A 12,351-nucleotide genomic window follows, 5' to 3' on the forward strand; every position below is an offset into this window, starting at 1 on the left:
TAAATCTACTGAATATGCTTTGATTGTCTCTTCATACCCATCAAATCTCTTCCTCAACCATTGTACCTCAATACAGCGCTTCGCGCTGTATTCATCAACACACATTCAACACATTTTTGATTTCAAGACGCTGAATGTGTGCGAGGTAAGGGTTCTAGCTGTTCAGTTAGCGTTAAGCATAGAACGGACGGTGGTTCAAATCCCGTCTTCGCCCTCTTAAAAATTTGAATTTTTCTCGGTGAGCCACTGCAAGTCGTCAAACCAGCGCTCGCTTCCCTACTTCAAATTAACTTAAAACGACTATAACACTGACCATGGGGTTTGCCGGGCTGTTTAGTTCTAAGTTTTTCCGATCCCCATTGAGAAGCGTACAAATGCTAAACTAGCACCTGCTAATGGTAGACCGGAGTTCAAATCCCTCCCTGCTTGTTAGTTTGGCCCCATAGATAATGTAAAGATTTGAGTTCACCTCGCCCTGGATATACCTTACCTGTCTTTGCGGCCGCTTCAGCGGTGGCGGCATTGAATTGTTTAAATGGGACACAAGAGATCGAAAGTGTATCTCTAGATTTAATCGATCCTGCCGAAAGGGTCAATGTCGCGATCGCCGAAGTCTCCAGAATTCGACCTGGAATGGCCTTGGGGATCAGTCATAGTGACCCGGGTGATAATCTGGATTTGACCCGTTATACTCCCGTTTGGGCGTTAGTCGAAACTTTATCCACGACAGCATCAGAATCTGAGAATCGGATTGAAATTGAAGGGGGAGAAGGAATTGGGAAACAGGTGGATCATGAAGGAAAAGCAGCCATTTATGGTTATGCTCGGCAACTACTCAATCGCAATCTTAAATCGCAATTATCCCCCAATCAAAGCATTCGCGTTACTTTAGTGCTTCCGGAAGGACGGAATTTAGCCAAACGTACCTCTCTAGAAGCCTTTGGAATAGTGGAAGGATTATCTTTATTGGGAACGACAGGTATTTCTCAACCTTTGAGTTCTCCGGAACAGTTAAGCCAATTTCGACGAATTTTACAGGAAAAAGCGCAGCAACACGATCGCCTATTTTTCTGCTTAGGTGAAAATGGTTTAGCCTTAGCTCAACAAAAGGGTATCGATCCTCAACAAATCGTCAAAACAGCCAATTGGTTAGGCCCCATGTTAGCAGAAGCGGGAGCGCAACAGGTTAAGGAGATTATTTTATGGGGCTATCATGGCAAACTCATTAAGTTAGCGGGGGGCATTTTCCATACGCACCACGATCTAGCTGATGGCCGCTTAGAAATTTTAACGGCTTATGGGGCAAAGGTGGGTCTGCCAGGAGACAAATTACACGCTCTATTGAGTGCTAAAACCGTACAAGAAGGCTTAGAGCAACTGCGTCAGTGGGAACAGGAATCAGGGGAAAATTGGGTCGAGCGAGTTTATGGGGAAATCGTGACCCAAATCGATCTCCGATCTCAGACCTATATCTATAAGCAAACCCAGCAACAGGTAACCGTTCGCTCCGTTCTCTTTGATGGCGATCGCCAGATTATTCTTCACTCATGCGAAAATATAAACATCAGAGGTTCGCTCTTGTGATACCCTAAAAAGATCAATTATTATTCACCCCTACGACGAGTGGGCACTTGCCTTCAGTTCGCCCTACGCACAACTAAAAGTCTTGTATTCCTGTTATTGATCGCATCGACCACTGCTTATGACTGTGCAAACCCAAACCTCCCTTCCTACACCTCCCATTCGCGCCTTGAATCGCCAAATGATCGTTATCCTCGATTTCGGTTCCCAATACTCTGAACTGATTGCCCGTCGAATTCGAGAAACCCAAGTTTACTCAGAAGTTCTATCCTATCGAACCTCTGTAGAACAAATTCAAAGAATTAATCCTAAAGGCATTATTCTTTCTGGTGGACCCAACTCAGTTTACGATCCGAGAGCGCCCCAGTGCGATCCCCAAATTTTCCACATGGGTATCCCTATTCTGGGTGTTTGCTATGGGATGCAATTGATGGTGCAACAATTAGGCGGTAACGTGGAAAAAGCAGAACGGGGTGAATATGGAAAGGCAGCCCTGTTTATTGACGATCCCACAGATTTATTGACCAACGTAGATAATGGCAACACCATGTGGATGAGTCATGCGGATTCCTGTTTAGCTCTGCCAGAAGGATTTGAAATTCTTGCCCATACTAATAATACGCGCTGTGCGGCGATCGCCAATCATGAGCGGAAACTCTATGGCGTACAATTTCATCCCGAAGTGGTTCACTCCATTGGTGGTATCGCCCTGATTCGCAATTTTGTCTATCATATCTGTGATGCTGAACCCACTTGGACAACAGAAGCGTTTGTGGAAGAGTCCATCCGGGAAATTCGCGCTAAAGTGGGCGATCAACGGGTATTACTCGCCCTATCCGGAGGAGTTGATTCTTCAACCTTAGCCTTTTTACTGCATAAAGCGATCGGCGATCAACTCACCTGCATGTTCATCGACCAAGGATTTATGCGAAAAGGCGAACCTGAATCCTTGATAGAAATGTTTGAAGGACAATTCCATATTCATGTGAAATATATCGAAGCCCGCGATCGCTTCATCAAAGCCATTGAAGGGGTAACCGATCCCGAAGTCAAGCGCAAACGCATCGGCCATGAATTTATCCGCGTCTTTGAAGAAGAATCCAAACGCTTAGGCCCCTTTGATTATCTAGCTCAGGGAACCCTCTACCCCGATGTAATTGAATCAGCCGATACCAACATGGACCCGAAAACCGGCGAACGGGTGGCAGTCAAAATTAAAAGCCATCACAACGTGGGAGGATTACCCAAAGACCTACAATTTAAGCTGATTGAACCCCTGAGAAAACTGTTTAAAGATGAAGTTCGCAAACTTGGACGCTCCATCGGTCTCCCAGAAGAAATTGTTCAACGTCATCCCTTCCCCGGCCCCGGTTTAGCCATTCGTATTCTAGGGGAAGTCACGGCAGACAAACTGAACATTCTCCGAGATGCAGATTTTGTTGTCCGGGATGAAATTCGCCAGCGAGGGATTTATCATGACTTTTGGCAAGCGTTTGCCGTTCTTTTACCCATCCGCAGTGTTGGAGTGATGGGAGACCAACGCACCTATGCTCATCCTGTAGTGTTGCGCTTTATTACCAGTGAAGATGGCATGACTGCGGATTGGTCAAGGGTTTCCTACGATCTCTTAGAAGCTATTTCTAATCGTATTGTGAATGAAGTGAAAGGGGTAAATCGGGTGGTTTATGATATTACCTCCAAACCTCCTGGAACGATTGAATGGGAATAAAATCTAGCCCTTTGGCGAGTCAGAGGGAATACAATAGACCTCTTGCATCAGTGAGTAAAAAATAAATAGGAATGGAGTAATCCTGTATTTTTATCCCTATTGCCTATTGTCTCTTCCCTCTTCCTTTGACACTTGCTGATCCTCCCCTCTTTTACCTCTAATCCGATGGGCAGATGATGGGGATCTATCGCTCTGAACCTGTGGAAAAACATGAGTCAACTGTGGAAAAATAGATCGGAGTAAAACATAAGTTAGTACACCGATCTATCTTGAAACCTTGTTATCATAAACTATTCCCTATTCCCTATTTCCTCTTCCCTAGGGTGTATCGCTCTAGGTGATTCTGTGGAAAACCTAAAGTAATTCTCAAGGATTCGCTTATGGTTGAAACGTAATTTGGTTGGAGTGATAATCGGGAGGTTCTACATGAATGAGAACCCGAACGGGGTGATATTTTTCCTGTAAATGGGCTTCTACTGCTTCGGTAATTTCGTGGGAAGTTGCCACATCGATCGCATCGACAATCAGATGCATTTCAATAAAGACTTGCCGGCCGACAATGCCCCGTGAGGCAATATCATGACAGTTTAGCACACCTGGAACTTCCATGACGGTATCATGAATAGCTTCGGGGGCGATCGCCATTTCATCCACTAACCAGGGTAAATTATCCTTGAGAACTTCCCAACCACTATAAAATACCAATAGAGCCACGGGAAACGCTAATAGCACATCTAAAAGGGGATAGCCTAAAACCACTCCCAATAATCCCCCCAAAACCATAATCGTCACCCAAACATCACTCATGGTATGTTTGGCATCCGCAACTAAAATACCACTGCCAATCCGTTGACCGACGGCTCGTTCATAAAAGGCGACAAAAATATTAATCCCCAAAACAATCAGTAATATCCATAAATCTTCAAATTCAATCGTCAGAGGATCGCCTTGAGAAGTGAGACGCTCGAGGGAACTTGAGACAATTTCAAAACAAGCAAACCCTAAAAACGCGGCAATTCCCAAAGCGCCAATAGCATCAAATTTCTGATGTCCATAGGGATGTTCGCGATCGGGTTTGGGTGAGGCGAAGTGATTGGCAACTAATCCTAGGATATTATTGGCACTATCGGTGACACTATGAAGGGCATCGGCTAATAAGCTGAGTGAGCCAGTTTTCCAGCCCACGAGGACTTTAATCAATAACGCCAGTACATTGAGTCCTAACGTAATGAACAACACTTGACGGACTTTAGAACGAATATCTGTAACCATTATCTTCTAGGATAGACAATAGTCTAATCCGGTTTATAGACGTATGACCCAACTAACTCTCAACTTTGCCCAAGGTTCTGTATCTTTTAATTTTACTCCCGAAGCTGCCCAAAACCTGAAAGCAGAAATTAATCAATTGATGGATCGGCTCAAAACTTTAGCGGCACAGCCAGTGACTCCAGGACGGAAACAGCCTCAAGCACCGATGGAATATCACCATAATGGGGACGTTTTCCTAGAGATATTTTGTAATCCTAATATTTATGCAAGTCCTTTTGCAGCAAAGGTTTTGGTGACTCTGAAAAGCGATCGCCTGCGCCTGAGTACCGAAGCAGAACTGACCCGTGTGATTGAAGACCTCAATGTCTATTTGGGATAGAGCGCTTGGTGCAGTAGAAGGGGAATCGGTAATCGGTAATGGGAAAACTATTTTTAAGGATTTTAGATGAATTGGCAATTTTTTACGTCACCCCTTAACAGTTTAGTATAATAAGTCCTGAAGAACCGTCCTGGCGGGGATGGGTAATGAGCAATTCTGATATTTGATATAATAATAGGTTGGTCTCTCCTATCCTCAAAACTCATTACCCATTACTCACCCCTTCCATGAAATCAATCCAAACATTTCTGATTCTCAGTATAACAGCCTTCTTTAGTGTACTGATTTTTTCTGCTTGTAGTCCAACCCGCACTTCAACTACTTTAATTATGGGAACTTCTGCCGATTATCCTCCCTATGAATTTAAAGATAGTACAGGAGGAGAAGAACGGATTATTGGTTTTGATGTAGACATTGCCCAATATTTAGCCGAGTCTCTTAATTTTGAGCTGAAAATTGAGGATATGAACTTCGATCGCCTCATTCCTGCCTTAGAAAATAATGAAGTAGATTTTGTAATGGCAGGGATGTCTCCTACACGGGAGCGCCAAGCCAAGGTGGAGTTTACGGATCTCTATTATCAAGCTTCCAGTATTATTCTCATGCCTAGAGGGGCAAATATCAACTTCAAAGAGGACGCAAAAGACAAGCGGGTGGGGGTACAAGGGGGATCGATTCAGGCAGATGCAGCTAAAAAGATTACCGGGATTGAGTTAGTCGAGTTCGACAAAATTGGCGAAATTATCCAAGAGGTGAAAGCAAAAACCCTAGATGCAGCGATTATCGAGTCCACGGTAGCAGAGCGTTATGCTTCCGCGAACCCAGATTTAGATTTTACCCAACCCTTTGACACCGAATCGAGTGGATCGGCGATCGCCCTCCCTAAAGGTTCTGCCTATACCGAATCCTTTAATCAAGTTTTAACCGAAATGAAAGAGACTGGAAAAATAAAAGAACTGATCCAGAAATGGTTCAGCTAATTCAACCCCATTCACTTTACAGCACTATTCTGGCTCAAAACTCATTACTCATTACTCATTCCAACGTCTGGGAGGGAACTTGATATCCTTTTTTTCCCATGCTTAAACGTCTCAAAACTTGGACTGCTCTCCTGCCTCGTAAACTGTCTTTAAGGGTTGTTTTAATTGTGCCCTTTGTGCTGCAAGTGTCCTTAGCTGTTAGTTTAACCGGTTGGCTCTCCCTCCGGAATGGACAAAAAGCAATTAATCAAGTCACAACCCAACTCCGTCAGGAAATCACTGCTCGCATTGAGCAGGAACTTGCTAATTATATTCATGATTTATATTTAGTCAATCAAATTAATCAGGATGTTGTAAACCTCAACTTACTCAACCTCCAAGATTATCAGCAACTACAAGCCTATTTTGGTAAGCAATTACAAGCGTTTGAATCAATTAGCGCGATAAAGTTTAGTAGCGAGCAGGGAGAATTTTTAGGCTTAGAGCGATCGCCGGATGGATATGTGCTATCCTTAGCCAATCCAGACACAGAGCAAACCCTAGAAACCTATCAATTAAATGGCGATCGAGAACGGGGACAGCTCTTGTCCTCCACCCCAGACTACGATAGCCGCCTAGAAGTGTGGTACGAGAATGCTATTCAAGCCGGAAAAGCGACTTGGGGAGGCATTTACACCCACCTCGGTTCAGAAACCTTAGCCACCACTGTCAATCAACCCGTTTATACCGAAATCGGCCAACTCTTAGGTGTTTTCGGTGCGGAATTTCGCCTCTCAGAAGTAAGTGATTTTTTAGGAACCTTAGATATTAGTCCAGGGGCAGAAGCCTTTATTTTAGAGCGTTCCGGCTTATTAGTTGCCAGTTCCACCCTAGATCGCCCCTTTCTCGTCACCTATGGCACAACCCTCAGAATTCAAGCCACCAATACCAGCGATCGCCTCATTCAATCCTCTGCCCAATATCTGCAAGAAGAATTTGACACTTTAGAAAACGTGGAAACCACGGAAAATTCAGCGTTTTTGCTCGAAGGAGAGCGGCAATTTTTACAAGTCACCCCCTTTCAGAATGCCCAAGGCATCGATTGGATCATTGTGGTGGTGGTTCCAGAAGCCGATTTTATGGAGCAAATCAACGCTAATACGTGGATTACCATACAATTGTGTGCGATCGCCCTCTTCGTGTCCATTTTACTCGGCTTAAGAACATCCCGTTGGATTAGCCAATCCTTACATCAGCTTATTCAAGCCACTGAAGCGATCGCCAAAGGCAACCTCAATCAACACTTACCCCACTTCTATCTGCGCGAATTAGAAACCTTGCGCCGTTCCTTTAACCAAATGTCCCAACAACTGCGTCATTCTTTCCAAGCCTTAGAAACCGCCAACCAAACCTTAGAAGAACGGGTTGAAAAACGCACCGAAGCCCTCAAATTCGCCAAAGAAAAAACCGAGCAAGCCCTACAAGAACTCAAACAAACACAATCCCAACTCATTCAAACGGAAAAAATGTCCAGTTTAGGTCAAATTGTTGCCGGAGTCGCCCACGAAATCAATAATCCCATCAGTTTTATTTACAGCAACTTACCCCATGCCAAAGAATATCTAGAAGGATTGATTGAGTTGATTGAACTCTATCAAAAACACCATCCGGAATCCGCCAATGAAATCCATCAAAAAACACAAGAAATAGATCTAGATTTTATTGTTGAAGATTTTCAAAACCTAATGATCTCTATGCAGAGTGGAGCCGATCGCATTCAGAAAATCGTGTTAGGATTGCGTAGCTTTTCCCGCTTGGATGAATCCGATCAAAAATGGGTGAACATCCAAGATGGATTAGAGAACAGCTTAATGATTTTGCAAGCGAATTTACAATCGATTCAAGTTATTGAAAACTATACCAGAGTATCCAATGTTTTTTGTTACCCTGGCGAAATCAATCAAGTCTTTTTTCAGATCCTAGAAAATGCCATAGATGCCCTATCTGAACCCGATATTATCGATCCCACCCTATGGATTGAAACCCAAGACCTCTCAGAAGATCGGGTGCAAATTCGCATTTCTGATAACGGCCCAGGAATTAGTGAATCGGTCATATCTTCTATTTTTGATCCCTTTTTTACCACCCAACCCGTGGGCCGAGGAACCGGGTTAGGTCTCTCTATTAGCTATCAAATTATTGTCGAGAAACATAAGGGGGAACTCCTTTGCAACTCTACCCCTGGAAAAGGGGCAGAATTTTTGATAAGATTACCGATAAAATTGGGTTATACTTAACCAAAATATAGTCAGAGTTTTTGAGAGTTTTATTTTTTCTTTTTTTAACGCCACTTGACTCAGGGCTTGTTGAGTGTATACCAATAAGTTACGACCTTTTTGGGTGTTTTTATATTGGGGAATTTTCGGCTTTCCTAAAAACTTCTCCTTGTTGACTTTGTCGGCTTGATTGGAGGCAAAAAAGGATTGCCAGTTTTTGTCTAATCCTCGTAACACCTGTTGAGAGACTTTGGCAGGTAAAGCGCGATATTGTTCCGTCTTTTGCATGAATTTATCCATGCGGTTATAGTTCAAATAACCGTGACCATAGATAAAGTTTTGACGGATTAGATAATTAGCCGCATTGTAGAGGTTTTTGGAATGCCATGATAACTCATCTATCTCATTCCAAAACCGATGACTATGAGTGATAATATGTCTTTCGGCTAATTTCACGAGATCTCCTTTAATTCGGCAATGATTTTTTCCCTTTTCCGTTTCGAGCGTCTTAATCCATAAAGACGAGAACAGAATGAAGTAATGATAGCAATTAAATCTTCCATCAATTCATCTTGTTTATCCTCGCTATGATTGACAATCTCAACAGTTTTTCCCATCTCTTCTAACAGGATCTCAAGGTTATCTTTATTTTCTGCACTAGAGACTCTGGCATAAATACAGGCAATTCTCTCGGTTTTTTTCTTCCCTTCTTCGGTAATGATAATTGTCCCCGAAGGCAGTTGATAGCCCGTTATATCAAATCCTTAAATGTTTGCTACAATCTCTCCTTGAGGGGCAAGGGGCTTAAGCCCCTTGTTAAGTGCATGTTTATAGCGAAATGATATTAGATGACCTTTTTGCCACCATCTCCACGCCGTTTGATAACTCACCCCGGCTTTTTTAGTATAGTCTGAGAGTTTCATGGTTATATATTAAGGGGTCACTACGTGACCCCCAGCATTCATGTTACAGTAATATACCACAAATTGTCGTGCGGAATGTGGGCTATTAACTTTGTCCAGGAATCGTAACATCGATCGCCGTCACCCCACCATCCTCACTTAATGCACTCAAGGGTGGATCGATCTGGTCTTGATTTCCCACCACCAACGTCACTATCTCTTCAGGTTGCAGGTATTCCTGTGCTACCCGCTGCACATCCTCAATTGTGGTGGCTTCCACACCTCGTTGATATTGGAAGATAAAATCTTCAGGATAACCATAATAGGTATAGCGCATCAGGCGGGAAAGGGTTTGAGAGGGTTGTTGGAAATTAAACACAAAGGAATTGAGGACTCCATCTTTAGCTGCGGCTAATTCTTGGGCAGTAATGGGCTTTTGGATAATGCGATCGAACTCTTGACGCAACGCTTGAATAAACGGAACGGTTGCTTCTGAACGAGTTGAACCCCCAGCAATAAATATCCCTGGATAGTCATAGCGGGCACTCCAAACCCCATAAACCGAATACGCTAACCCTTGACGCGATCTCACCTCATTAAACAAGCGACCCCCTAACCCATTTAACACCTCATTCATCACTGACAAGGCAAAGAAGTCAGGACTATCCAACTGTCCACCTAAATGGCCCATCAACACATTACTCTGAGTCAGTTGCGGTTGATTGACCAGAAAAATCTCCCCGGCTTGGCTCTGGGAAACTTGTGGCAGGGGAGGATGCTTAAAATTCGGATTCGGTTGCCAATCTCTAAATGTCGCTTCTAATTTTTGTCGCATTTGGGCTGGGTCAAAATCCCCCACTAAACCCAGCATCATATTATTGGGGACAAAATACTGTTGATAAAAGTCAATCAGATCTTGGCGATCGATCGCCTCTAACGTCTCATATTCCACTGTCCGCGCATAGGGACTTTCGGCTCCATAAATGAGCTTCTGAAATTCTCGACTGGCGATATCATCGGGGCTATCATTGCGACGGGCTATACTGCCTTCAAGTTGAGTTTTCGCTAACTGCAATTGCTGCTCATTAAAAGCCGGTTGGCGCAATACTTGGGCAAAGAGTCTTAACACCTCATCGGTATCGGGCGTTAAAGCACTAAACTGAGCCGTAGCGGCTGAAGTTCCAATCGAAGTTTCAATCGAAGCGGCTCGATCTTCGAGCGATCGGTTAAGTTCATCTGGGGTATAGGTTTGGGTTCCACCGCTACGCATCACTACGCCTACTAACCCAGCTAACCCAACTTTTTCCTTGGGTTCCAGGCGATCGCCCGTATTAAACATCGCTCTTCCTGTTACCAAAGGTAAATCCCGGTCTGCCATCAAAAAGACCTGAATCCCATTGTCCATCGTAAACTGTGTATACTCTGGAATGGTCACCTCTGGAAGGGGGGGAAAGGTTAACTCATTGTAGGGTTTCGCCTGAGCTGCAACTGCCGATTCATGCCATTGAACCGTTAAAGTTAAACTTAGCACCATTAAAGCCAGCCACAGTCCCCGAACCATCTTTTTTATCACTCGTCGTACTTGCATCATTTTTTTGGGTAATGGGTAATAGGTAATCGGTTACCTAACGGTTAATTACTCGCGGTTAACAATCGCCCAATAGTGAGATTTTCTGGGGTAAATGTCGCTTGTGCGACTCGCTGAATATCTTGAGGCCTCACCGCTTCAATGGCTTCAACTTCCTGAAATAAATTGCGCCACGATCCGGTTGTTGCTTCATATTTTGCTAATAAACTCGCTAAACCCGAATTAGAATCTAGCGTGCCTAATAAACTGGCTTTGGCTTGAGTTTTCACCCGATTTAATTCAGTTTCACTCACCGGTTCGGTTTTCAGCCGTTCAATTTCGACTTGTAAAGCTTCCGCCACTTCATCGACTGTATGCCCTGGAGCCGTTAGGCTGTAAAACAGCATTAAATTGGGGTATTTGTCGCCCGGAAATCCACTAAAGCCCGCCGCAGATAGGGCGACTTGTTTCTCTTCTACTAAGGACTTATACAAGCGAGCCGTCCGGCCATTACTGAGAATGGCTCCCATCAGATCGTACACTGCATGATCTCGATCGTTGCCGGCCGGACGGTGATAGCCCTCTAAATACATCGGTTGGGTCGGCAGTTCTAGGGTCACTTCGCGGGTTTCGGTTTGTTTGGGTTCCACCGGTATCTTGACTTTGGGAGTGGGGCGAGCTGGAAAGCGACCAAAATAGGTTTGGGCTAGTTTTTTAATTTCATCGATGTTGACATCACCTACGATCGCTACAATCAGATTATTGGGCACATAATAGGTCTCGAAGAAATCTTTCACATCTTGCCGGGTGAGATTGCGTAAGTCTTCCTCATAGCCAATCACGGGTTGACGATAGGGATGGACTTTGAATGCTGTATCTTGAAAGGCTTCAATCATTTTCCCAATTGGAGAATTATCACTACGCATCCGTCGCTCTTCCAGAATCACCTCTTTTTCCTGGTAAAATTCCCGAAACACCGGGTCTAGGAATCGTTCTGACTCTAGGGACATCCACAATTCTAGTTTATTGGAGGGCAAGCTAAAAAAGTAGCGGGTCGCATCCGTGGAAGTCGTGGCGTTTAGTCCCACACCCCCAAACTGTTCCACGATTTGACCAAATTCATTTTGTTTGATGTACTCGGAGGCTTGTTGATTAATTTGATCGAATTTAGCTTGTAGTTCTTGAGCTTCTTCTGTATTTCCATTGGCTTGAGCGGCTTGAATTTGATCGAAGAGGCGATCGAGTTCATCCATCAAGGGTTTTTCCGCTGCATAGTCTGTTGTTCCGATCGCCGTAGTTCCCTTGAAAGCGAGGTGTTCTAAGTAATGGGCAACACCGGTTTTACTGACCGGTTCATTGGCTCCCCCAACATCGGCATAGAGCATGAATGATATCACGGGTGCTTGATGGCGCTCGAGGACAATAAACCGGAGACCGTTATCGAGCCTGAACGTTTTAACTTGTTTTTCGACGTTATCTAAATAGGGTTGAATCGAAAACTCGCTCGGATCTTGAATTAAGGCGATCGCCGGTTCTACCCCCAGCACATAAACGCCAACCAGGATACTCAAGAGAAAAGCTACTAATTTTTTGAGATTCAAGGGCAGTAACCGCCCTCTATCGGTCAACTGAACTCTGTTCATAAGGAATAGGATGACAAGTATACCTAATTTTTAATGGTATCGA

The 12,351-nt window shown here is 44.1% G+C and carries 9 protein-coding genes and 1 pseudogene; 5 read left to right on the plus strand and 5 right to left on the minus strand.

Features of this window, described 5'->3' with window-relative positions; genetic code table 11:
• The first annotated feature begins 459 nt into the window (after positions 1-459).
• Both cbiD and guaA read left to right on the plus strand, forming a co-directional pair.
• Positions 460-1,584 (plus strand): cobalt-precorrin-5B (C(1))-methyltransferase CbiD, encoded by a 1,125-nt coding sequence (gene cbiD, locus J7529_RS17250; protein ID WP_318730002.1) that lies wholly within the window; start codon positions 460-462, stop codon positions 1,582-1,584.
• 118 nt (positions 1,585-1,702) lie between these two features.
• The gene (gene guaA / locus J7529_RS17255) at positions 1,703-3,310 is read left to right on the plus strand and encodes a glutamine-hydrolyzing GMP synthase (protein WP_318730003.1); all 1,608 of its coding nucleotides are present in this window, start codon (positions 1,703-1,705) and stop codon (positions 3,308-3,310) included.
• A 378-nt stretch (positions 3,311-3,688) separates the two neighbouring features.
• Here guaA and J7529_RS17260 read toward each other — a convergent pair whose 3' ends face one another.
• Positions 3,689-4,582: a cation diffusion facilitator family transporter gene (locus tag J7529_RS17260; RefSeq protein ID WP_271939455.1), complete on the minus strand. Its 894-nt coding sequence runs from the start codon at positions 4,580-4,582 to the stop codon at positions 3,689-3,691.
• 43 nt (positions 4,583-4,625) lie between these two features.
• On the opposite strand from J7529_RS17260, the gene J7529_RS17265 reads away from it, so the two are divergent.
• From J7529_RS17265 to J7529_RS17275, 3 genes are all read left to right on the plus strand, one after another.
• Entirely contained in the window at positions 4,626-4,961 is a 336-nt protein-coding gene (locus J7529_RS17265) for a hypothetical protein (RefSeq protein WP_318730004.1), read from the plus strand.
• A 227-nt stretch (positions 4,962-5,188) separates the two neighbouring features.
• Positions 5,189-5,941 (plus strand): transporter substrate-binding domain-containing protein, encoded by a 753-nt coding sequence (locus tag J7529_RS17270; protein ID WP_318730005.1) that lies wholly within the window; start codon positions 5,189-5,191, stop codon positions 5,939-5,941.
• Positions 5,942-6,039: 98 nt separating this feature from the next.
• Positions 6,040-8,217, plus strand: coding sequence for a sensor histidine kinase (locus tag J7529_RS17275; RefSeq protein ID WP_318730006.1), 2,178 nt, complete (start codon positions 6,040-6,042; stop codon positions 8,215-8,217).
• 15 nt (positions 8,218-8,232) lie between these two features.
• On the opposite strand, the pseudogene J7529_RS17280 reads toward J7529_RS17275, so the two are convergent.
• The 4 genes and pseudogenes from J7529_RS17280 to J7529_RS17295 form a co-directional block, all read right to left on the minus strand.
• Positions 8,233-8,652, minus strand: a pseudogene (locus J7529_RS17280) (RNA-guided endonuclease TnpB family protein); the annotation flags it as partial.
• Complete coding sequence (locus tag J7529_RS17285; protein ID WP_318730008.1) at positions 8,649-8,813, minus strand: hypothetical protein; 165 nt, start codon at positions 8,811-8,813, stop codon at positions 8,649-8,651. The pseudogene J7529_RS17280 and the gene J7529_RS17285, both read right to left, overlap by 4 nt.
• Positions 8,814-9,204: 391 nt before the next feature.
• Positions 9,205-10,686: a M16 family metallopeptidase gene (locus J7529_RS17290; RefSeq protein ID WP_413038913.1), complete on the minus strand. Its 1,482-nt coding sequence runs from the start codon at positions 10,684-10,686 to the stop codon at positions 9,205-9,207.
• A gap of 44 nt (positions 10,687-10,730) precedes the next feature.
• Positions 10,731-12,308: a pitrilysin family protein gene (locus tag J7529_RS17295; RefSeq protein WP_318730010.1), complete on the minus strand. Its 1,578-nt coding sequence runs from the start codon at positions 12,306-12,308 to the stop codon at positions 10,731-10,733.
• Positions 12,309-12,351: the final 43 nt, after the last annotated feature.

This window comes from Roseofilum sp. Guam (assembly GCF_017746735.1).
In the GTDB taxonomy this organism is placed as follows: domain Bacteria; phylum Cyanobacteriota; class Cyanobacteriia; order Cyanobacteriales; family Desertifilaceae; genus Roseofilum; species Roseofilum reptotaenium.

What these genes read in the sequence shown, in the direction of transcription:
- guaA (WP_318730003.1), top strand. Translation starts at nt 1,703, where the DNA reads ATGACTGTGCAAACCCAAACCTCCCTTCCTACACCTCCCATTCGCGCC.
- J7529_RS17260 (WP_271939455.1), bottom strand. Translation starts at nt 4,582, where the DNA reads ATGGTTACAGATATTCGTTCTAAAGTCCGTCAAGTGTTGTTCATTACG.
- J7529_RS17265 (WP_318730004.1), top strand. Translation starts at nt 4,626, where the DNA reads ATGACCCAACTAACTCTCAACTTTGCCCAAGGTTCTGTATCTTTTAAT.
- J7529_RS17270 (WP_318730005.1), top strand. Translation starts at nt 5,189, where the DNA reads ATGAAATCAATCCAAACATTTCTGATTCTCAGTATAACAGCCTTCTTT.
- J7529_RS17275 (WP_318730006.1), top strand. Translation starts at nt 6,040, where the DNA reads ATGCTTAAACGTCTCAAAACTTGGACTGCTCTCCTGCCTCGTAAACTG.
- J7529_RS17285 (WP_318730008.1), bottom strand. Translation starts at nt 8,813, where the DNA reads ATGGGAAAAACTGTTGAGATTGTCAATCATAGCGAGGATAAACAAGAT.
- J7529_RS17290 (WP_413038913.1), bottom strand. Translation starts at nt 10,686, where the DNA reads ATGCAAGTACGACGAGTGATAAAAAAGATGGTTCGGGGACTGTGGCTG.
- J7529_RS17295 (WP_318730010.1), bottom strand. Translation starts at nt 12,308, where the DNA reads ATGAACAGAGTTCAGTTGACCGATAGAGGGCGGTTACTGCCCTTGAAT.